Raw genomic sequence first — 22,047 nt, 5'->3', positions numbered from 1 at the left:
AAAACACCTACTTAATCTTCTTTAGGTTTAGCAAATATCATTCTTCCTGCTGCTGTTTGTAAAACTGATGTAACTATAACTACAATTTGTTCTCCCATGAATCTTCTTCCACCTTCAACAACTATCATAGTCCCATCATCTAAGTAACCAATACCTTGAGTTGCTTCCTTACCATCCTTAACTACTATAACCTTCATTTCTTCTCCTGGAAGAACTACTGGCTTAATAGAATTAGCAAGTTCATTTATATTTAAAACTGGTACTCCTTGGAATTCAGCTACTTTATTTAAGTTAAAGTCATTAGTAACAACTTTTCCTTTAAGAGTTTGCGCAAGCTTCAATAATTTACTATCTACTTCTTGGATTTCCGGGAAATCCCCTTCCCAAATTTGAGTCTCTATATCTAATTCTTTTTGAATTTTATTTAATATATCTAGCCCTCTTCTGCCTCTATTTCTCTTTAAAGAATCAGCTGAATCAGAGATATGTCTTAACTCATCTAATACGAAATTAGGTATTACTAAAGGACCTTCTACAAAACCAGTTTGACATATATCAAAAATTCTTCCATCTATTATAACAGATGTATCTAGGACCTTTGGGTTATTTTTAACATTCCCTTTAGACTTCTTTTCCTTTAGATTGTTTTTCTTAAGGTTTACTAAAACATTTGATATGTCATCCTTTTTTTCAATAAATATATTTGCAAATATAATTGCAAATATTAGATTTAGTAAAACAAAAAGTATAGGTCCAAGTCCATATAAATCTATACTATTAAGTGGCAATCCTACTAAAGATGTAAGAACAAGGGAACTTAAAGCTCCAATTCCTCCATAAATAAGTTCAGTTGCTGTAAATCTTTGAATACTTTTTTCTATATACTCAATAATTCTTAGCACAGAGTCATATATACGTGGCGATATAATATAAAATATAAGTCCTAAAATAATAGTTATAAAGATACGAAAAGATATAATTCCAATTGATTTAGATAAAAAATCACTTCCACTTAAAGCTTTAATATTAAGCAATACTCCACTTAATATATATCCGCTTATTAGTCCAATTACAGTAAATATAACTCTTATAATCTTTTTTAACATATTTTCACCTCCTTAAAATAATACTTATTTTTAATTCACTTCATTATACCATATAAAGGTATTAACTAAAATGCTGAATTATTAAATTCTTATTAATTTAAAATACCCCCTATAAAAACTTAATCATTTCATTTATTATAATTTTATCATCTATTAATTACCTTGCTATTATATATTATTTCTAAACAATCATAATTTTGTAAGGAGTTGAACTATGAAGGATATAATATTTGATAATTTTCAAAACGATGTAAATGAATCTCTTCTACGTCATAGAAGTATTTTAGATATAATGACTAAATTAACTGAATCTAATTCAAGAGTAAATAGAGCCCTAGCAAAGGCTGTTACAGATTGTGGTTGCATAAATATCTATGCAAAAAAACAAGATATTCCTTCTAAAATTAATGAATTGAGTTATCTTAAAAAATCACAAAAAAGTAATGATGAATTTGGCCTAGATAATCAGGATTCTTACAGTGAAAATTTAAGCCAACAATTAACACATCATATAACACATCAATTAGAAGGAACTCTTTGTAATAATTGCCGTGAAATAATAGAAAATGAAATAGGTAATAATATATTTTATCTCACTTCTTTATGTAATAGCTTAGATTTGAATTTATATGATATATTATTAAAAGAAGAAAATAAAATTAATATCTTAGGTAAATATACCCTTAGGTAAAGTCAAAGCAGGTTAATCCCTGCTTTTCTATTATTATCTACTTTTTTTAGTTTTATACATAAATTTACTAAATTTCGCTTTTTAAATATATCTGTTCTTTTATTCTCTTTAATCCGCTTCTTATAGCTCTAGCTCTAGCCTCTCCTATACCATCAACTTTATCTAAAGCTTCAGTATCTGCTTTAATCACATTTTTTAATTCATTAAAATGCTTAACTAAATTTTCTATTACTGCTGTTGGTATTCTAGGAACTTTAAATAAGATTCTAAATCCTTTTGGAGAGATTAAAGTATCTGTTAATGGCTGTCCTGAATATCCAAGCAACTTAGCTATTAAGTCTAAATCAACTAATTCTTCTGATGTAAGTTTTTGAATATCGCTATAGATATCATTATAATCCATATCATCCTTGCAATAATCTCTAATTAAAAGTATTCCATCTCTTTCTATATATCTTATAAGTTCACTAAGTTGCATAGAAATAAGCCTTCCCTCATTACCAAGCTCCACTATGTATCTCTTAATTTCTTCTACTATTCTCATAACCATTTCAGTTCTTTGTATCGCTGTAACTACATCAAAAATAGTAGTTAAGTCTTGAAATTCTAGTAAATTTAAATTGTTAATCACTCTATCTAAAACATTAACATATTTCTCTAATGTTTGAATTGCCTGATTTGCTCTTGCTAAAATCACACTACTCTCTTGTAGTACATACTTTAAATCATCCTTATATATGGTAATTATATTTCTTCTTTGAGAAATAGCTATAACTATATTACCAGTTTGTTTTGCAACTCTATTAGCTGTTCTATGCCTAGTACCTGTCTCATATGTAGTAAGTGCATGATCTGGTACTAACTGTGTATTCGCATAGATTATTCTCTTTAAGTCGCTACTTAAAACAATAGCGCCATCCATTTTAGCTAATTCATAAACATAAGCTGGAGAATATTCCGAGTTAATGTTAAATCCACCATCAACTATCTTCATAACTTCTTCTCCATCGCCTATTACTATTAGTCCACCTGTTTTAGCTCTTAAAATATTTTCTAATCCTTCTCTTAAAGCAGTTCCTGGACTCATAAGTTTTAATATACTTTTTATTTCTTCATCATACTTTATCCTCATACACTCACCCAACCTACTAGAATATCTTATTTATTGCTTCTCTTAAATTACTAACTCCTATTACATTAATTAAATCACTATTGGCTTTATCTTTGTTTCTCTCTGGTATAATTGCATATTTAAATCCCATCTTTTCAGCTTCCTTAATCAATCTTTCACAAGAAGCTACAGGCCTTATCTCTCCTGTAAGTCCAACTTCTCCTATTATAACAGTTCTTTCTAGCTTAATTCCAACATTTTTTACACTAGATAATAACGCTAATGCTAGACCTAGATCACCAGTAGTTCCATCTAAAGTAAGACCACCAACTACATTGACGTAAACATCATATTTATAAAAAGGTACTCTTAATTTTTTTTCTAAAACTGCAAGTATAAGTCTAAGCCTTTGATTATCTATACCAACAGCTGTTCTACTTGCTAAATGTGTATTACTTTCACTAACTAAAGCTTGCATTTCTACTAATATAGGCCTAGTACCTTCCATTATTCCTATAACAGCTGAACCTTCTTGGTTGAAACTAGTATCTTCTAAGAATATTCTCGATGGATCATAAATTTCTTTTAGTCCCTCCTCAGCCATTTCAAAAACACCAATTTCACTAGTAGTTCCAAAACGATTTTTCATAGTTCTAAGAACTCTAAACTCTTCTGTTCTTTCACCTTCAAAATATAAAACAGTATCTACCATATGTTCTAAGACTCTAGGTCCAGCTAACTCACCTTGCTTAGTTACATGTGCTACTATAAATAAAGGAATATTTTGATTCTTACCTATTCTCATAATTGCATTGGAACATTCCTTAACTTGCGATACACTTCCTGGTGCTGATGTTATAGATTCCTTATATATAGTTTGGATAGAATCTATAATTACAAACACCGGCTTTAGTTCATTTATATATGCTTCTACTAGATCTAAGTTAGTTTCAGATATTATATATAATCCATCTGCATCAACACCTAATCTATCGCCTCTAATTTTTATTTGTTCTTCAGATTCCTCTCCTGATACATATAGAACTTTTCCATACTTTTTAGAAATCTCATTTGCTGTTTGAAGGAGTAATGTAGATTTTCCAATCCCAGGATCTCCAGATATTAAAGTTAATGACCCTCTTACAAGGCCTCCCCCTAATACTCTATTAAGCTCTTTTAATCCTGTATCATATCTTTCCTTTTCCCCAGACTTAATATCTCTTATGCTCTTTGGCATATTATCTAAAACTTTAATACTATTAATTTTTGAATTAATAACCTTGGAATTATCCTTAACTTCCTCAACTAAGGTATTCCATCTATTGCAATCTGGACACTTGCCTAACCACTTAGGAGACTCATATCCACATTCTTGACAAACAAATATGGATTTAATCTTTGCCATAGCTTTACCACCAATCTTTTTATTTTATGAATATAATCTCTATTAAATTACTATAATACTATAATATAACAAATGTGTATATAGTTTTATTATCATAAAACATTATACTCTAATTATTATTCTTCTACATAAATTTTCTACTCTATACATATTTACTTATTTTACACGAAAAATAAAAGGGTGTCTAACTGACACCCTTCTATATCTGAAATATTTATTCTATAATAATTTAGCAGCAGCTTCATCTACTATTACAACTACATCTCTGTGCATTTGTAACATTGAAGCAGGCATATTTGTGCTAATTTTTCCATTAACCATAGCTTTTACTGCTTCAGCTTTTCCTTCACCACTTGCTATTACAATTATCTTCTTAGACTTCATTATTCCACCAAGTCCCATAGTTAAAGCTGTCTTTGGAACTTCATCGATTGAATCGAAGAATCTAGCATTAGCTTTTATAGTATCTTCTGTTAATCCAGTTAAGTGAGTTCCTGCTACTAATTCTTGATCTGGCTCATTAAATGCTATATGTCCATTATTTCCGATTCCTAGTAATTGAACATCAGTACCACCTAATTCTGCTATTTTAGCATCATAGTTTTTGCATTCTGCTTCTATATTTTCTGCTAAACCATTTGGTACATATGTGTTTTTCTTATCTATATTTATGTGATTAAATAGATTGTCATTCATGAAATATCTATAGCTTTGAGTATGTTCTCCACTTAATCCTACATATTCATCAAGGTTAACAGTTGTAATAGTAGAGAAATCTATTTCTCCTCCTTTATTCATTCTGATTAATTCCTTGTACATACCTATTGGTGATCCACCTGTAGCTAACCCTAATATAGCCTTTGGATTACTCTTTATTGTTTCTGCCATTTCATTAGCTGCAACTTTACTTAATTCTTCATAGTTTTTAGTAATTATTATTTTCATCTTAATTTCCCCTCTCTTCTTGATATATTTACTTCTAAAATAAATTTATCAGATCTATATATAGCTTCTTCTAAAAATATCATCTTATTACTAAGATCATATGTTTTACTTATAATTTTCAACATAGGTACTTCTGTATCTACATTAAAGGTATTTTTCAATTCGTCATTCATAATGACTGCTGCTATTGAGGATTGAGAATAATCTACTTTATAGCCAAAGTCCTCTAATATTGTAAACAAAGATCCTTTTAACATCTCTTCGTCAATATACCCGCAATAATCTACTGGAATATATACCTTTTCTAAGGCTACACATTCATCATCAACTATACGCTTTCTAGTAATCACATATAACTCTTCTAAAGAAAATATATCCGCTAAATCCTCTGGAGTTTGTATCTTAGAAAAGTCTATTATTTCTGATTTTAATTTTCCACCCATTTGTCTTACTATTTCAGTAAAACTCATCATATCCTTTTGTTTAAAGGTTTGTTCGCATACAAATGTGCCTTTCCCTTTAATCCTCAGTAATATACCTTCTTGAACTAGCTCACCAATTGCTTGTCTTATGGTCATTCTACTAACACCATATACTTCACAAAGCTCTCTTTCACTAGCTATACATTCACCAGGTTTCCATACTCCCTCAGAAATTTTTGCTACTAAATCATTCTTTAGTTGATAATATATTGGAATCGGACTATTCTTATCTATCATCAATTAATCCTCCTATAATTATTATATTCAAAGTAGTTATAGATGTCTAGACCAGTTGTAAATTTTCTTCTATTTTATTCTGTATTATAAATTAGGAAATTGCAAATAATAATCCTATATATAACAAAGGAGATGAACTTATGGTTAGTAAGGACTATTATTCAAATATTCCATCAAAAAATATTCTTAAAGATAATGAAAAAAATAATTTATCTGAAAAAATTAATGAAACAAATATTAATTCTTTAGATAATATGGTTCTTAACTCAAATTTAGAAAATCAAAATTTAATAAAATAACTAATTCTATTATTTTCTAATGATATAATATCACATTATCATTTTGAATAAAATATAATAATTGTGTTGAATTAAGTAGTAAAATAGTGTAAACTTTATATTAAGTAATATTAATTATCTATTGATAATTTTGAAGGAGGATTTAACAATGGTTAAAGTATATAGTACAAATTCTTGCCCATGGTGCGTTAAAGCAAAAAATTATTTAAAATCATCTAATGTAGAATTCGAAGAATTCAACGTACAAGAAGACATGGCTGCTAGAGATGAAATGATAAATAAATCAAAACAAATGGGAGTTCCTGTTTTAGATATAAACGGAACAGTAATTGTTGGTTTTGATAAGAATGCTATAGATAAAGCATTAAATATCTAATAAGATAATAAAAAGCTCACAAATTATAGATAAAACTTATTTATAACTTATGAGCATAGGCATGGAGGAGTAGCTTAGTAGGCTACTCCTTTTTTAATATGTAATTTATAGTTTATATACCTCTTCTACTCCATATAACTTATTCAAGATTCATTATCTTAGAATTTTGACTTAAATTATTAGGCTAAAAATAAAGAACCTAGTATTTCTACTAAGTTCCTTAATTAAATTTATTTAATTTACTATCTATTTAGATTAATTACTGTAGCCTTAGGTCTAGACATAGCTTCTATAGAATATCTGATACCTTGAGTACCTATTCCTGATGCTTTAACTCCTAAGAATGGGAAGTGGTCTGGTCCTCTTTCAGTCTTATTATTAACTTGAACAGTACCAACTTCTAATCTATCAGCAACATAAAATGCTTCATTAATATTTTCAGTAAATACTGAAGATTGTAATCCATATTCAGACTTATTAGCAATTTCAATTGCTTCATCCTTATCTTTTACCCTGATTATAGGAAGTACTGGTCCGAATGGTTCTTCCCATGCTAATCTCATATCAGTAGTTACATTATCAAATAAAGTTGGGTAGATTAGATTTTCTTCTCTCTTTCCACCTAGTATTAATTTAGCTCCTTTAGCCTTTGCATCTTCTATTAGTTCCCAAACAAAGTCAGCTGACTTCATATCTATTAGTGGAACTACATCTGCTCCATCTACTGGGTTACCAACCTTTAATGCTTCAACCTTAGTCTTAACTTTTTCAAGTAGCTTGTCTGCAACCTTATCTACAACTAAGATTCTCTTAACAGCTGTACATCTTTGACCTGAGTATGAATATGCTCCTGCTACAATATTTGAAGCAGCTACATCTAAATCTGCATCCTCTAATACTATTGCAGCATCCTTACCACCAAGTTCCATTAATAATGGTACCATACTAGTAATGCTAGAAATTCTTGAACCTATTTCTGTACTTCCAGTAAAGTTTATAAAGTCTACATCTGGATGCTTAACTATATAATCACCGATTACGCTACCTCTACCAGTTATAGTATTTAATACTCCTGCTGGAACTCCTGCTTGCTCAAATACTTTTGCTAAGTATAAACCACAAAGACTTCCTTGAGTTGCTGGCTTTAATACTACAGAGTTACCTGCAATTAAAGCTGGTGCTATCTTTGATGCTGCCAAGTTTACAGGATAGTTAAATGGTGAAATAGCTAAAACTACTCCTAATGGTTCTCTAGTAACTACAGATATCTTATTTTTCTTAAATCCTGGGAAGCTATCTCCTGGGATACTTTCTCCTGATAAATTCTTTGCTGTATCTGCTGTAAATCTAATATAATCTGCTGATCTTAATATTTCTGATTCGCATGATTTTTTATCTTTTCCTATTTCTCTCATCATTATACTAGACATTTCATCAGCCTTTTCAATTAATAGATCTGCTGCCTTATATAATATTTCCGCTCTTTTGTTTACTGCCACATTTCTCCAAGACTTTTGCGCCTCATCTGCACTCTTTATTGCAAAGTCTACTTCTTCCTTAGTCATAGCAGGAACTTTTCCTACTAAACAATTTCCTATTGGAGAGTATATTTCTACAAATTGGTCACTTTCACTTGATGTCCACTCACCGTTTACTAAATTTTTAAACGTTAATTCTTTTCCTTTTATACAACTAAACATACAATACACCTACTTACTTTTCGCTAATTCTATTTTATTTTTATCAAAACCAACAATAATTTCGCCTTCTATATCAATAACAGGTACAGTTCTTTGTCCTGATACCTTAAATACTTCTTCTCTATCTTCATGTTTATCTGCTACGTTTATTTCTTGGTATTCCCAACCTTTCATATCAAAGAATCTCTTTGCCTTAACGCATGATGGGCACCAAGATGTTGAGTAAATTTTAATCATACTATCTCTCCTTACTATTTTTTTGTTATTATTTTAAAAAGTTTATTACTTTTGGTTCTTCTTTCTTTCAACTATAACCTTCTCTGCTTGTAGAGCTGCAATAGTACCATCAGCTACTGCTGTAGTAATTTGTCTAAACTCTTTTTCTCTAACGTCTCCAGCTGCAAAAACACCCTTAACATTAGTTCTCATGCTTTCATCTGTTTTTATATACTTTCCATCAGTTAAATCAATTTGACCCTTAAAGTGGTCTGTCTTTGGTTCTGTTCCTATAAATCCAAATATTGCATCCATAGGCATTTCTTCTACTGTTCCATCTATAGTATTTTTAATAATAGCCTTTTCCATGAAGTTACTTCCTTCAACATTAACTAAGTCTTTATTGAATAATACTTCTATTTTAGGATGGTTCATTACTTCTTCTATTGTTGTTTTCTCACCCTTAAAGTAGTCATATCTTCTTATCATATAAACCTTAGTTGCAAACTTAGTTAAGAATAAAGCTTCTTCTAGAGCAGAGTTTCCTCCACCTACTACCCCAATTATTTTTCCATCGTACATTGCTCCATCACATACTGCACAATAGTGTATTCCCTTTCCTGAGAATTCTGCCTCATTTGGAATAGGTAATTTTCTAGGAGTCGCTCCTGTTGAAATAATTACAGTGTCTGTTTTATATATATAGTTATTAGTTTCGACTATTTTAACATCTCCACTAAAGTCAACTCTTTCTACCATATCAAATTCATCTATTTCTGCACCAAGCTCTTCTGCTTGTTGTTGCATTAAATCTGCTAATTCAGTTCCTGATACTTTTTTGAAGCCAGGATAATTCTCAATTGTATAGCTATTTCTAACTTGGCCACCTAAAATTTGATCTTCTAACAAAAGCATATTAAGCTTTGCTCTTGATGCATATATTGCTGCAGTTAGTCCAGCTGGGCCACCACCAATTATTATAAGTTCTTTTTCTTTTATTTCCTTGCTCATCTTTATCCTCCTACCCCCTAGGGGTATATTATTTATTTTAATTATATACTTCTCATATCTAAAATGCAACCACTTTTAGTTAATAATTTTTATTATTTTCATATTTTTTGAGCTTTATATATATTTTTCACATTTTGATTATAATTTCCATATAATAATTATCTAAAATTTTATTAATATTTTATCATTTGTAAAAAAATCATGCACATTATTTTAATATATGCATGATTTCTATTATATTATTTGCTATTTTAATTTTTTATATCCATGTTAAAAAGCCCTAATTTTTATGATATATGCTTAAAGCAAAGCTCTTTTCCATCACAATATACCTCTAAATTATCTCCGCCTTTAATACATCCTTTTAACATTTCCTCACTAAGTTTATCTTCTAACTCCTTAGTAATAATTCTTTTTAAAGGTCTAGCACCATAATTAATATCTACACCTTTATTAATTAAGAATTTCTTGCTTTCCTCATTTAAACTAATACTTATTTTTCTATCTTTAAGTTTATTAATAGTATTATTAAGTAATAAGTTAATAATCTTTAATATATCACTATCTATAAGCTTTCTAAATACTATTATTTCATCAACTCTATTTATGAACTCAGGTTTAAATCCTTTTTTAACCTCTTCTAATATACTATTTTTCATATTATCATATTCGCCTTGGTCTAAGGTTTCATCATTTAAAAATCCCATAGTATTCTTTTTCTTTATATTATGAGCTCCTAAGTTTGATGTCATAATTATTATAGTATTTTTAAAGTTAATTCCTCTTCCTTTACTATCTGTTAGCTTTCCATCTTCCATCACTTGTAGTAATATATTAAAAACATCTGGATGAGCCTTTTCTATTTCATCTAGCAGAATAACTGAATAAGGATTCCTTCTAACTGCTTCTGTTAATTGCCCTCCTTCTTCATATCCAATATACCCAGGGGGGGCACCAATAAGTCTTGCTACAGAATGTTTTTCCATATACTCTGACATATCTATTCTAATTAAATTTTTTTTATTTCCAAATAATGTTTCAGCTAATATATTCGATAACTCAGTCTTACCTACTCCTGTAGGGCCACAGAATATAAAAGTACCTATTGGTCTATTTGGATCTTTAAGACCAACCCTTGCCCTTCTAATTGCTTTAGATACTGCAATAACAGCTTCCTTTTGTCCTATTACTCTTTCTTCTAAAGTCTCTTCTAACTTTAATAGCTTATCTGATTCTAACTCAGTGATTTTTTCCAATGGTATCTTAGACCAAACTGATACTACTTTAGCAACTTCTTCTCTATTTACTATATTACTAAAATCACTATTGTTTATTTCTATTTCAATAGAACTTAATTTATCTTTCAAAATTACTTCCTTATCTCTTAAAACAGATGCCTCTTCAAAGCTTTTGCCTTTTATAGCTATTTCTTTTTCATTAGATAGTCTCTCAATATCCTCCTTAAGTCTAATAACTTCAGGTGGAGTAGTTAAGTTCTCAATTCTAATCTTTGCAGATGCTTCATCAATTAAATCTATAGCCTTATCTGGCATAAACCTATCAGTAATATATCTATCAGATAATTCAACAGCTGCCTCTAATGCTTCATCTTCTATCTTTACCATATGATGCAATTCATATTTTTCTCGCAGTCCTTTAAGAATTCTAAATGTTTCTTCTCTAGAAGGCTCTTCTACCATAACTGGTTGGAATCTTCTTTCAAGAGCTGAATCTTTCTCTATATATTTTCTATACTCATCTATCGTTGTTGCTCCAATACACTTAATTTCTCCTCTAGCTAAGGCAGGCTTTAAAATATTAGACGCATCAATTGCCCCTTCGGCACCACCAGCTCCAACTATAGTATGAATTTCATCTATAAAGATTATTATATCCTTAGAATTTATTATCTCTTCCATAACTTTCTTTAATCTATCTTCAAATTCACCTCTATATTTAGCTCCTGCTACCATTGAGGTTAAGTCTATTGAAATAATTGATTTATCTCTCAATATTTCTGGTACATTATCATCTGCTATCATTTGAGCTAACCCCTCAACTACTGCAGTTTTCCCTACACCAGGTTCCCCTATTAAACAAGGATTGTTTTTGCTTCTTCTACACAGAATCTCAAGCATTCTTCTATTTTCATTTTCTCTACCTATAACAGGATCAAGCTTTCCTTCTTTAGCTAATAAAGTTAAATTTCTTCCATACTGATTTAGCATAGGAGTTTTAACATTGTTACTTTTCCTCTTTTCAACATACCTGTTTTCATTTAGATCACTTTTATTAAGATAACTTACTAACTCATTTCTTAAAAGCTTAGTATCTATCTTTAAACTTGATATTATAGAATACGCAACGCCTTCTACATCATCAAGTAATGCAAGCAAAATATGCTCTGGATTAATAAAACTATGATTATACATCATTGCTTTAGCAAAGCTATCATCAAATATTCTTTTAGTTCTTGGATTTATTAGCATTTCACCAATTGAAATTTCTAAATCTCCATAGCCAAGATACTCTTCTACAAATTTTCTAGCCTTATCAATAGTAACTCCATTAATATATAATACCCTATTTGCAAAGCCTCCTTCTTTTAATATTCCTAAAAGAACGTGCTCTGTTCCTATATATCCGTGCTTAAAATATTGTGATTCTTTTTGTGCTTCAACAAGCATTAATTGAGCCCTTTCTGTAAATTTCCCAAAAACCATACATACCTCCATACCCTATTGCTAATTACACTTACAGATAAACTCTAGATATATAACATACTTTATGATAATACTACTGTTAAAATTCCTTTAAGCATATCTGACCTTAATTTATTTTTATCTTCAACTGATGTTAAAGTTCTATCATTCAAAGTAATTTTTATTATTTCATATTCACTATTAGTAATAGTTTTAGTATCCTTCAAATGATCTAAAATAGATAAGGCATTACCATAAGTCACACTTTCACCTATAGAACTTAATATTAAAGATAGTCTCTCATCTTTATCATCGTATGTTATTTTTCTAATAACTATACAACCTCCGCCACCTCTTTTACTCTCAATTATATATCCCTTTTCATAAGTAAACCTAGTAGTTAATACATAATTAATTTGAGAAGGAGCACAGGAAAATTTATCTGCTAATTCATTTCTTTGAATTAAAACTTGTCTTTCTCTTTCTTCATTTAACATTTCTTTTATAAAATTTTCTATTGTATCTGAAATTCTTGCCATATCTTCACCTTCTTAAACTTACTTTTAAAATTGACCTTCTTTGACTTTAATTATATCTCATTAAATTTAATATGTCCATTTTCCTATTTTATTTTCTCAATGAGGAATTATACCTAACCTTTTGTTTAAACTATATAAGAGGTGATAGATATGGAAATAACATGGATTGGTAATACGAGCTTTTTAATTAAGAATTGTCTCGGGAAAAAAATTCTTTTAGATCCAATTCAACTATATCCCTATATACAAAAATATGATTTGAATCCAGATATAATTACATTTAGTCATACTCATAATGAAGAATTTATAAATGATTATATTTGTTCTAATTGTAAAATTATTAATTCTGTATCTAAATTTGAAAACTCCTTTAGTAAAATTCAAGGTATTCCAAGTTATAGAGATAATTTTCATGGTTATAAAAGAGGTGAAAATATTATTTATCTTTTAGAAATAGATGGATTTAGACTGGCGCACTTAGGCTCTCTTGGGCATGTTCTGAAAGATGAGTCTATAAAAACATTATCAGATTTAGATTTTTTATTTATACCTATAGGTGGTCATTTCTGTTTAGATGGTTATTCAGCAGCAAAACTTGCTTTAACTTTAAAACCTAAATATATAATTCCTATGTGTTTTAAAAGTTCTTCAAGTTACTTTTATTTAAATGGACCATTAAGTTTCTTATCATCAATAAAAAATGTAGTAGCACATAATTCTACCTCTATTAATACTAATGAACTTTCTTTTCATAATAAATCCACAGTAATTTTCCTTGAAGAAATAATAAAGAACCGCTAAGTAAGCGGTTCTTTATGTAAATTATGCTTGTACTGGAGCTCCTACTGGACAAACATTTGCACAGTTTCCACAATCTATGCAAGTATCCTCATCTATAACGAATTGAGTATCTCCTTGGCTTATAGCATTAACAGGACATTCTGCAGCGCATGCACCACAGTTTATACAACTATCTTCAATTTTAAATGCCATAATTAGCACCTCCTAATATTATGAATTTATTTCAAAATCTATTTTATCACATGGGTAAAAAATTTTAAAGTGTTCTAAAAAATTAAATTTTTAAAGGTTCTAATTAATGCTATATCCTAACTCTTCAACTTCAGCAATAATGTTATCTATATTTAATACTTTGTCATCATAAACTATATTAACTTCTTTTTTACTTAAGCTAATTTCACAAGCTATAACACCTTCATTATTACCTACAACTTCTCTAACATTTATAACATCTTCGTTTGTATTAAGATTTGAAATCTTTAATACTGCTTTCATTTAATACCCTCCTTAATTATCTTTTATTAAATCTTTTATTAGCTTCTTATCTTCTGGTGATTCAATTTCTAGTTTTATATCTGATTCATCCACAGAATCTTCATATCCACCTTCAACTAATTCGATATCATCTATTTTAAATTCTTCTACGATTTCTTCATCGCCTCTTCTATATTTAACCTTAACGCTTTCTTTAACAGTATTATTGCTAATAACTTCAGCATTTGTATCTCCAATATTAACTATAGATCCTGCTTTAGGTAATCTCTTTCTAATATCCTCATATGTGCTTTGTTCATAATTTAAACAGCACATTAATCTTCCGCATATACCTGAAATCTTTGTTGGATTTAGTGAAAGATTTTGTTCTTTTGCCATCTTAATAGATACAGATGCAAAATCTCCAAGGAATGTTGAACAACATAAAGGTCTACCACATGGTCCTAAACCTCCAAGCATTTTAGCCTCATCTCTAACCCCTATTTGTCTTAACTCTATTCTAGTTTTAAAAATAGTAGCAAGGTCTTTAACTAATTCTCTAAAGTCAACTCTACCATCTGCTGTAAAGTAAAATATCACTTTATTATTATCAAAAGTATATTCTACATCTATAAGCTTCATATTTAACTTATGCTCTTCAATTTTCTTTAAACAAATATCTAAAGCATCTTTTTCTTTTACTTTATTTGAATTATGTTTCTCTATATCTTCTTCTTCTGCAACTCTAATTACGCTTTTTAATGGAGATACTATATCAGTTTCAGGAATTTCCTTAATTCCGATAACACATTCCCCGAATTCTATACCTCTTGCTGTTTCTACAACAACAAAATTACCCTTGTTTATATCAAGACCATTTGGATCAAAATAATATATTTTACCAGCCTTTTTAAATCTAACGCCTATTACTTTTATCATTATTAAACCTCCATAAAACCTATAAGCATAACTCTAATAGTTAATTGAAAATTAGAATTGCTAAGTAATGCTTTTCTTGCATCTCCTATTTTATCAACAATATTGCTAAGCCTCTTATAGGACATTTCTACTGCCAAATTTTTTATATTTTCTATTTCATCCCCGTTTATTATTCCCTTACCATCACTTACTTCTTTATAGATTATTATATCTCTTATAAATGAGGCTACAATGTTTAATAATTCGTCCTTTTTGTCCTTAAAACTTAATATCTTAGACTCAAAATCTAATAGTTCCTTTAGATTATTTTTAGTCAATATAAATAATAAATCAATTACAGTATCTCTTAAGTCTTTTAATGATGAATCTCTTAAAAAAGCTTCTGCTTTTCCTGGGACTCCTTCACTATAAGCAATAGCTGCATTAATTTCTTCTTCACTAAACTCATTATTATTAATCTTATCTAAATAAAGCATTACTTCTTCTTTGCCTAAAGGAGTTAATTTATATATTTGACACCTAGACTTAATTGTATCTAATATAAGCTCTAAGCTTTCACATAATAAAATTATATAAACTCCTTTTGGAGGCTCTTCTATAGTTTTTAAAAGAGCATTTTGCGCTTGCACTGTCAACTTATTGCCATCATAAATTATAATTACTTTCTTATCGCCTTCATAGGGCTTTTTATATACTTCTTCTACTATATCTCTTACATCATCTACACCAAAAGAAGATTTTTTACATCTATATTTTATAATGTCAATATAATCTCTCTCTTCTAATTTACCTAATATTTTAATACCTAATTTATTAGCTAAATTACTCTTACCAATACCATCTTCACCAACAATAATATGAGCATGGGAAATCTCACCTGAATCCACTCTTTTTATAAAGTTGTCTATTATAATTTTATGTCCAATGAAATCTCCCATTTTTTCCTCCAATTATATCTTAATGAATTGATCCACATCTATTACAAAAATTGTTGCTCCCCCAACTTCAATTTCAATTGGATATGACATATACATATCTACATTTCCTGTTATAGGAGTCGGAGTAGTAATAATTTGCTTTCTAGTCTTACAAATATCTTCTACAACATCTATAACCCTTTGCACCTTATCAGCTTCTACTCCTATCATTAAAGTTGTATTACCTGATTTTAAGAACCCTCCAGTAGTTGCAAGTTTAGTTACTCTAAATCCAGCTTCTGTTATAGCATCCACCAAATCCATAGCATCATCATCTTGTACCATAGCTATTACTAATTTCATAGTGACCCCTCCCTTAAATTTAGTTCTCCCTATTAATATTTTATCATAAAAATCTTATAATTTAATTAAAAAGTTTATATACTATTATAATTTATTTAATAAAATTAGTTATTACAGCCTTAACTGACTCAAAAACTTCATTTAATGGCTTTTCTGCATCAATAACTACAAATTTATCTTTATTTTTTTCAATTAATGTATAATATCCTTCTCTGACTTTATGATGGAAGTTAACTTTTTCTAAATCCAATCTATTAACTTCTCTATTTTCATTACTATTAATTCTATCTAATCCTACTTCTGGAGAAACATCAAAGAAAACATTTAAGTCTGGCATATAATCTCCAACTGCAAATTTATTAATTTTATATACTTCATCTACCCCTATATTTCTAGCATACCCTTGATATGCTAATGATGAAAATATAAACCTATCACATAGAACAATTCTTCCCTTATCTAATTCTGGCATAACTTTTTCAACTAAATGTTGCCTTCTTGCAGCAGCATATAATAATGCTTCAGTTTTAGAGTCCATAGATGTATTTTTAGTGTCTAGAATTACTTCTCTTATGTCCTCAGATATTTTTATACCACCTGGTTCTCTTGTCTTTAAACAATCAATACCATTTTCAATTAAATAATCATACACCATTTCTAAAACGGTGCTTTTTCCTGAACCGTCTCCACCTTCAAATACAATAAATTTACCTTTGTTCATTTCTACTACCTCATGCTATATTTTAAAATTGCTTATAAGCCATCTTTTTATCTTTTCTTTATAATATTCATACTTTTTATCACTTGCATTTAAGCTTACTGTTTCCTTAGTACATTTCTGACATAATAAGCATCCATCATTAATTATATCATCAACTAATTCCTTACTACAAACTATACATGTATTTTTATCTATATCTTTTATTTTAAAGTTCATTTTTTTCTTTTTAAAACTCATGCTAACCCTCCACTTTTTATTTTAATTCTCGCCTAAGTGAATTTTTTTTATACTTATTTAAAAAATCATATATAAGTTGTAATAAAGATTTTACAAAACTATGAAAATGTAAATTATTAATTGAAACATATATATTTAATAAATAATTATCTCTATTTAAGGGAAAGTTAAAGATAAGATAATTTGGGAGGAATAATATTATGAAACAAGAAATGATTAGCTATATTGAAAAACATAAAGAAGATTTAATTAATTTAAATAAATTTTTATACGAAAATCCTGAAAAAAGTTATGAAGAACATAAATCTTATAAATATATTTCTGATTTATTAGAAAAGCATGACTTTGAAGTAAAAAAAGACTTTTTAGATTTAAAAACATCCTTCTATGCTTCAAAAGGCACATCCAATCCAAAGATATGTTTTTTATGCGAGTATGATGCTATCGAAAATGAAGGACATATAACAGGGCATAATTTACTTACTTCTACTTCTATCGCTGCTGCATTAGCATTAGGAGCTATAGTTAGCAAGACAGGTGGTTCAGTAGCTATTATTGGATGCCCAGGTGAGTATCTAGGAGGAACTAAATCTGTGATGGTTAGACAAGATGTCTTTAAAGACATTGATGTAGTTATGCTCGCTCATCCTGATGTAGTAACATGTGAGAGTGGTAGTTCATCTGCTATAGTCCCTTTAAGTCTAAAATTTATAGGTAATAAGGGCCTTAGCTTTTTAAATAAAAATAGTTACACTTCATTAGATGGAATTCTATTAACTCTTAATATATTAAATATTGTTTCTAAAGGATTTCCTGATGATGTTGAAGTAACTTCAATATTATCAAATGGAGGCTCTACCCCTCTATTACTACCTATAGAAGCTGAGGCTAAATTTTATATAAGAGCCAAGGAAATGGATATAGCACGAATAGTTGAAGGAAAAATTAGAGAGATCGGTATATATGTATCTAAGCTTATAAGAATTCAAAGTATTTTCTCTTTATATGAACCTGAAAATGAAGAATTACATAGTAATAGAGCTTTAAACAGATTATTTAGTCATAATTTAAAAGAAACAGGAATTATAAATATTGGAGCTCCAAGAGATATAAATTCTGGATTAAGCCTTGGTGTCGTAAGTAAAGCTATTCCAAGTATTCAGCCCTTCTATTCAATAATAGAAGATGATACTACTAAATATGGAACTAAAGATTTTGCTAAGGCAACCATTACTGAACATGGCTTTAAAGAAGCAATGAAAGCTGCTTTAGCTTTAGCCTTTACTGGATATGATATTATTTCCAATGAGAACTTACTCTCTGAAGTCAAAAGTGAATTTTATAAAAAATAGGCTCTATTTAAGAGCCTATTTTTTTATGAAACTATTTTAAATTGCATTTTAATCCGCCACATCTGATTATCTTATTAATAAACTTTTCGCTTGGTTGAAATTTTATTTTCTCAATCTCATTACCATTTTTACAAATGCAATAATATGATTTTGCTCCAATTCTATTACATAAATATTTTTTAGTTTTAACACTATATAAATATTTTTTTGGAAGTGAAGACTTACCGCCTATATAAAGAACATCAGACATCTTAATGCTTTCTAAATTCTTCTCTTCTTTACTACTTATTGAATTTATTATAATCTTATCTGCTATAACTGCATATTTATATGAAACAAAGCAGCTTCTTATCTCTTTAGCTATTAATAGTAAAGCAATTATTACAAGTACCCCATTAAAAGCATATCCTATTATATGTTCATTAAATTTAGATCTCTCTACAGCCTCTGCTAAATATAGAATAACTGTTATTGTAAATAAAATTGTAGCAATTACAGGTATCCTCTTTTTAGCAACAACTTCTCTATGCATCATTTTTACTTTCCCCCATCATGATACTACTGAATTGTAATAATCAATATTGAGATTATACTAAGTATTTATATATTTAGCCATATTGGTTTTTTGATGATTATAACTTTATTTTTAGTGTTATTTCATATTACCATGAATTAATCCATGCACTTTCACTCTTTCTATGAATATCTTCAATTATCTTATAAATAAAAAAATTTATAACAATGTATAAGTTTACTTAAGATTTATAATAAAATTATGGCTAATTATTTTTAAAAATACGAAAAAGAAAATACTATAAATATGTTACAAATACAAATTTAAATAGTATAATTAACTTTATAATCTATTTATGGAGGTTTAATAATGATTCAAATATATAAAAGTATTAGTGAAAGTAATCCTTCACTAAAAACATTAGATAATTTAGAACCTGGATGCTGGATAAACATAGTTGCTCCATCTGATGAAGAATTAATATTAATATCAAAAAAGACAGGTGTACCGCTACCATTTTTAAAGGCACCACTAGATGATGAAGAAACCTCTCGTATAGATATTGAAGACAATTGCTTATTAGTTGTAGTTGATATACCTTTCACAGAGATGGAAGATAATTCATTAACTTATGATACATATCCACTTGCTATTATTCATACTGAAAAACAATTAATAACTGTATGTTTAAAAAATAGCAGAATACTACAGACTTCATAAACGGAAAAGTTAAATCTTTTTATTCTTTTAAGAAGTCTAGATTTATTCTTCAAATATTAAGTAGGATTTCTAATGCGTATTTAGTATATTTAAGACAAATAGATAAGAAAAGCTTAATGATAGAAAAAAGACTACATAAATCAATGAAGAACCGTGAATTAATTCAATTACACTCTTTAGAGAAATCATTAGTTTACTTCTCTACATCTCTTAAGGCTAATGAAATAACCTTAGAAAAAATGTTAAAACTTGATATAATGCAAAAATATGAAGAAGATCAAGACGTATTAGAAGACGTTATTATCGAAAATAAGCAAGCTATTGAGATGACTGAAATATATAGTAATATATTAGCTAGTACAATGGATTTCTTTGCTTCTGTTATTTCTAATAACTTAAATATAGTGATGAAGGTTCTTGCATCAGTTACTATACTAATGGCTATCCCAACAGTTATTGGTGGTATTTTTGGTATGAACTTTATAAGAATGCCTCTTATTAATAATGAGTTTGGATTTGAGATTACTATGGTAATAACTCTAGTTCTAACTTTTGGAGCTGCATATCTACTATATAAAAAGGATATGTTTTCATAATAATTATGCATTTTCATTTAATATAATTCTTTCATTGTAATAACTCATCATTTAATATGGTGAGTTTTTTATTTTATCTTATTAAAGAAGATTATCCTATAGTATAAATATATTAATTTTATAATATATTTATATAAACATTTAAAAGTAGGTGTATTTATCTTTGTCTAAAAATAAATTAAAACCAATCACTAATAAGTCTACTATAGGAATCATAGCACCAGCTTCACCTGAGAGCCCTGAATTCATAGATGAAAAAATAGATTTATTTTCTAAACTAGGCTTCAAAATAAAAAAAGGTAAATATTTATATGATAATACTGGATACTTAGCAGGAGATGATAGAAACAGAGCTACAGATCTAAACTTTATGTTTGCTGATACTGATGTTGATGCTATCGTGTCTTTTAGAGGGGGGTATGGATCAATAAGGATAATGCCTTATCTAGATTTAAAGACAATAAAAAAGAATCCAAAGATGTTTTTTGGATATAGCGATATAACATTACTTCTAAATTATATTAGTAGCAAATGTAATTTTCCTACCTTTCATGGACCCATGATCAATTCTGATTTTACAGATATTTACACAAGAGAATATTTTCTTAAGGTCCTCTTATCAAATAAAAACAAATTAACATACGATTTAAATGATGTATGTGCTTACGATTATATAATTAAAAATAATAAAGACTTCTCTGGGAAAATAGTAGGTGGTAACCTTTCAATAATTTGCTCTAGTATTGGAACTCCTTATGAAATTAAATTAGAAAATAATATTATTCTTATAGAAGATGTGAATGAAAGCCCTTATGTTGTGGATAGAATGCTTTCTCAACTTTTATCCTGTGGAAAACTTCAGAAATCTTCAGCTATTATAGTGGGTGATTTTACTAATTGTGTAGGTTCAAAGTCTAGCCCATCAATTAATGAAGTTATTAATGAAAGATTATCTATCTTAAAACAACCAATTATATATGGATTTAAATTAGGACATGATTACCCTAATATATCTATTCCTATAGGTAGTGTATTTAAATATTTATCTAAAGATAAAATATTAATTGAAAAATAAAAAATCCTACAAGTTATCTTGTAGGATTTCTTTGGAGGCGCCACCCGGATTTGAACCGGGGAATAAAGGTTTTGCAGACCTCTGCCTTACCACTTGGCTATAGCGCCATACCTGGTGGCTCGACCAGGAATCGAACCAGGGACACGAGGATTTTCAGTCCTCTGCTCTACCGACTGAGCTATCGAGCCACAAACCTGGCAACGTTCTACTCTCCCACACAGTCGCCCGTGCAGTACCATCGACGCTGTAGAGCTTAACTTTCCTGTTCGGAATGGAAAGGAGTGTTTCCTCTACGCCATCATCACCAGATGCCTGAGATTTAAAATCTCTAATCTGTTTTTTCAGAGTGTTCTCTGAAAATTGCATATGAATAATTTTAACATTTCCAAATTTTTATTGGTCAAGCCCTCGACCTATTAGTATCAGTCAGCTAAATATGTTACCACACTTACACCTCTGACCTATCAACCTTGTGTTCTTCAAGGGGTCTTACTAGCTTATGCTATGGGAAATCTCAT

The 22,047-nt window shown here is 29.0% G+C and carries 24 protein-coding genes, 2 tRNA genes, 2 rRNA genes and 1 pseudogene; 7 read left to right on the top strand and 22 right to left on the bottom strand.

The window, feature by feature from the left end; all coding sequences use genetic code 11:
* Window positions 1-11: 11 nt before the first annotated feature.
* Window positions 12-1,106: a TRAM domain-containing protein gene (locus GPX08_RS06830; RefSeq protein WP_156626085.1), complete on the bottom strand. Its 1,095-nt coding sequence runs from the start codon at window positions 1,104-1,106 to the stop codon at window positions 12-14.
* 214 nt (window positions 1,107-1,320) lie between these two features.
* Between GPX08_RS06830 and GPX08_RS06825 the strand changes: the two genes are divergently transcribed.
* Window positions 1,321-1,797, top strand: coding sequence for a DUF1573 domain-containing protein (locus GPX08_RS06825; RefSeq protein ID WP_156626084.1), 477 nt, complete (start codon window positions 1,321-1,323; stop codon window positions 1,795-1,797).
* A gap of 67 nt (window positions 1,798-1,864) precedes the next feature.
* Here GPX08_RS06825 and disA read toward each other — a convergent pair whose 3' ends face one another.
* The 4 genes from disA to GPX08_RS06805 form a co-directional block, all read right to left on the bottom strand.
* The gene (gene disA, locus GPX08_RS06820) at window positions 1,865-2,929 is read right to left on the bottom strand and encodes a DNA integrity scanning protein DisA (RefSeq protein ID WP_156626083.1); all 1,065 of its coding nucleotides are present in this window, start codon (window positions 2,927-2,929) and stop codon (window positions 1,865-1,867) included.
* 16 nt (window positions 2,930-2,945) lie between these two features.
* Window positions 2,946-4,313, bottom strand: a complete 1,368-nt coding sequence (radA, locus tag GPX08_RS06815) for a DNA repair protein RadA (RefSeq protein ID WP_156626082.1) — start codon at window positions 4,311-4,313, stop codon at window positions 2,946-2,948.
* 219 nt (window positions 4,314-4,532) lie between these two features.
* Window positions 4,533-5,258 (bottom strand): glucosamine-6-phosphate deaminase, encoded by a 726-nt coding sequence (gene nagB / locus GPX08_RS06810; protein ID WP_156626081.1) that lies wholly within the window; start codon window positions 5,256-5,258, stop codon window positions 4,533-4,535.
* A complete protein-coding gene (locus GPX08_RS06805; RefSeq protein ID WP_156626080.1) occupies window positions 5,255-5,977 on the bottom strand; it encodes a UTRA domain-containing protein in 723 nt (240 codons plus the stop codon). The genes nagB and GPX08_RS06805 overlap by 4 nt, the downstream gene beginning before the upstream one ends.
* Window positions 5,978-6,117: 140 nt before the next feature.
* On the opposite strand from GPX08_RS06805, the gene GPX08_RS06800 reads away from it, so the two are divergent.
* Both GPX08_RS06800 and GPX08_RS06795 read left to right on the top strand, forming a co-directional pair.
* On the top strand, window positions 6,118-6,276 hold the full coding sequence (locus tag GPX08_RS06800) for a hypothetical protein (protein WP_156626079.1): 159 nt from the start codon (window positions 6,118-6,120) through the stop codon (window positions 6,274-6,276).
* 148 nt (window positions 6,277-6,424) lie between these two features.
* Window positions 6,425-6,652, top strand: a complete 228-nt coding sequence (locus GPX08_RS06795; RefSeq protein ID WP_156626078.1) for an NrdH-redoxin — start codon at window positions 6,425-6,427, stop codon at window positions 6,650-6,652.
* Between the two features lie 242 nt (window positions 6,653-6,894).
* Here the strand turns inward: GPX08_RS06795 and GPX08_RS06790 are convergent, their stop codons facing one another.
* From GPX08_RS06790 to GPX08_RS06770, 5 genes are all read right to left on the bottom strand, one after another.
* A complete protein-coding gene (locus GPX08_RS06790) occupies window positions 6,895-8,352 on the bottom strand; it encodes an aldehyde dehydrogenase family protein (protein ID WP_156626077.1) in 1,458 nt (485 codons plus the stop codon).
* A 9-nt stretch (window positions 8,353-8,361) separates the two neighbouring features.
* A complete protein-coding gene (locus tag GPX08_RS06785; RefSeq protein WP_136008288.1) occupies window positions 8,362-8,589 on the bottom strand; it encodes an NrdH-redoxin in 228 nt (75 codons plus the stop codon).
* A gap of 45 nt (window positions 8,590-8,634) precedes the next feature.
* Window positions 8,635-9,579 carry a thioredoxin-disulfide reductase gene (trxB, locus tag GPX08_RS06780; RefSeq protein WP_156626076.1) on the bottom strand — a complete coding sequence of 315 codons (945 nt, stop codon included), beginning with the start codon at window positions 9,577-9,579 and terminating at the stop codon, window positions 8,635-8,637.
* A 287-nt stretch (window positions 9,580-9,866) separates the two neighbouring features.
* Window positions 9,867-12,302 carry an AAA domain-containing protein gene (locus tag GPX08_RS06775; RefSeq protein ID WP_156626075.1) on the bottom strand — a complete coding sequence of 812 codons (2,436 nt, stop codon included), beginning with the start codon at window positions 12,300-12,302 and terminating at the stop codon, window positions 9,867-9,869.
* Window positions 12,303-12,364: 62 nt separating this feature from the next.
* Entirely contained in the window at window positions 12,365-12,820 is a 456-nt protein-coding gene (locus tag GPX08_RS06770) for a CtsR family transcriptional regulator (protein ID WP_156626074.1), read from the bottom strand.
* Between the two features lie 150 nt (window positions 12,821-12,970).
* On the opposite strand from GPX08_RS06770, the gene GPX08_RS06765 reads away from it, so the two are divergent.
* Window positions 12,971-13,621: a hypothetical protein gene (locus GPX08_RS06765; RefSeq protein WP_156626073.1), complete on the top strand. Its 651-nt coding sequence runs from the start codon at window positions 12,971-12,973 to the stop codon at window positions 13,619-13,621.
* A gap of 21 nt (window positions 13,622-13,642) precedes the next feature.
* On the opposite strand, the gene GPX08_RS06760 is transcribed toward GPX08_RS06765, so the two are convergent.
* The 7 genes from GPX08_RS06760 to GPX08_RS06730 all read right to left on the bottom strand — a co-directional run bounded on the left by GPX08_RS06760 (window position 13,643) and on the right by GPX08_RS06730 (window position 17,272).
* On the bottom strand, window positions 13,643-13,813 hold the full coding sequence (locus GPX08_RS06760; protein WP_066889771.1) for a 4Fe-4S dicluster domain-containing protein: 171 nt from the start codon (window positions 13,811-13,813) through the stop codon (window positions 13,643-13,645).
* A 99-nt stretch (window positions 13,814-13,912) separates the two neighbouring features.
* The gene (locus GPX08_RS06755; protein WP_156626072.1) at window positions 13,913-14,116 is read right to left on the bottom strand and encodes a ferredoxin; all 204 of its coding nucleotides are present in this window, start codon (window positions 14,114-14,116) and stop codon (window positions 13,913-13,915) included.
* A 12-nt stretch (window positions 14,117-14,128) separates the two neighbouring features.
* Complete coding sequence (locus GPX08_RS06750; protein WP_156626071.1) at window positions 14,129-15,034, bottom strand: stage 0 sporulation protein; 906 nt, start codon at window positions 15,032-15,034, stop codon at window positions 14,129-14,131.
* 2 nt (window positions 15,035-15,036) lie between these two features.
* Window positions 15,037-15,972: a DNA polymerase III subunit delta' gene (locus GPX08_RS06745; protein WP_156626070.1), complete on the bottom strand. Its 936-nt coding sequence runs from the start codon at window positions 15,970-15,972 to the stop codon at window positions 15,037-15,039.
* 12 nt (window positions 15,973-15,984) lie between these two features.
* Window positions 15,985-16,314, bottom strand: coding sequence for a hypothetical protein (locus tag GPX08_RS06740; RefSeq protein ID WP_156626069.1), 330 nt, complete (start codon window positions 16,312-16,314; stop codon window positions 15,985-15,987).
* A 91-nt stretch (window positions 16,315-16,405) separates the two neighbouring features.
* The gene (locus tag GPX08_RS06735; RefSeq protein ID WP_156626068.1) at window positions 16,406-17,035 is read right to left on the bottom strand and encodes a dTMP kinase; all 630 of its coding nucleotides are present in this window, start codon (window positions 17,033-17,035) and stop codon (window positions 16,406-16,408) included.
* A gap of 15 nt (window positions 17,036-17,050) precedes the next feature.
* Window positions 17,051-17,272, bottom strand: a complete 222-nt coding sequence (locus GPX08_RS06730) for a hypothetical protein (protein WP_156626067.1) — start codon at window positions 17,270-17,272, stop codon at window positions 17,051-17,053.
* 200 nt (window positions 17,273-17,472) lie between these two features.
* Between GPX08_RS06730 and GPX08_RS06725 the strand changes: the two genes are divergently transcribed.
* Window positions 17,473-18,624 carry a M20 family peptidase gene (locus GPX08_RS06725; RefSeq protein WP_156626066.1) on the top strand — a complete coding sequence of 384 codons (1,152 nt, stop codon included), beginning with the start codon at window positions 17,473-17,475 and terminating at the stop codon, window positions 18,622-18,624.
* A gap of 31 nt (window positions 18,625-18,655) precedes the next feature.
* Here the strand turns inward: GPX08_RS06725 and GPX08_RS06720 are convergent, their stop codons facing one another.
* Window positions 18,656-19,159 (bottom strand): hypothetical protein, encoded by a 504-nt coding sequence (locus GPX08_RS06720; protein WP_156626065.1) that lies wholly within the window; start codon window positions 19,157-19,159, stop codon window positions 18,656-18,658.
* Window positions 19,160-19,507: 348 nt separating this feature from the next.
* Here GPX08_RS06720 and GPX08_RS06715 point away from each other — a divergent pair.
* A pseudogene (locus GPX08_RS06715) lies at window positions 19,508-20,454 on the top strand (magnesium transporter CorA family protein).
* A 163-nt stretch (window positions 20,455-20,617) separates the two neighbouring features.
* On the top strand, window positions 20,618-21,529 hold the full coding sequence (locus GPX08_RS06710; RefSeq protein WP_156626064.1) for an LD-carboxypeptidase: 912 nt from the start codon (window positions 20,618-20,620) through the stop codon (window positions 21,527-21,529).
* A 32-nt stretch (window positions 21,530-21,561) separates the two neighbouring features.
* Here the strand turns inward: GPX08_RS06710 and GPX08_RS06705 are convergent.
* The 4 genes from GPX08_RS06705 to GPX08_RS06690 all read right to left on the bottom strand — a co-directional run.
* Window positions 21,562-21,636: transfer RNA gene (locus GPX08_RS06705), tRNA-Cys, on the bottom strand.
* Between the two features lie 5 nt (window positions 21,637-21,641).
* Window positions 21,642-21,717 (bottom strand) — tRNA-Phe (locus tag GPX08_RS06700).
* Between the two features lie 4 nt (window positions 21,718-21,721).
* Window positions 21,722-21,838: ribosomal RNA gene (gene rrf / locus GPX08_RS06695) — 5S ribosomal RNA — on the bottom strand.
* An 84-nt stretch (window positions 21,839-21,922) separates the two neighbouring features.
* Window positions 21,923-22,047: ribosomal RNA gene (locus tag GPX08_RS06690) — 23S ribosomal RNA — on the bottom strand; the annotation flags it as partial.

The sequence above is a fragment of the Clostridium tertium genome, from assembly GCF_902652255.1.
Lineage (GTDB): Bacteria > Bacillota > Clostridia > Clostridiales > Clostridiaceae > Clostridium > Clostridium tertium_A.
The sequence above is the reverse complement of the archived record's forward strand: the minus strand, read 5'-3'. Positions and strand labels throughout refer to the sequence as shown.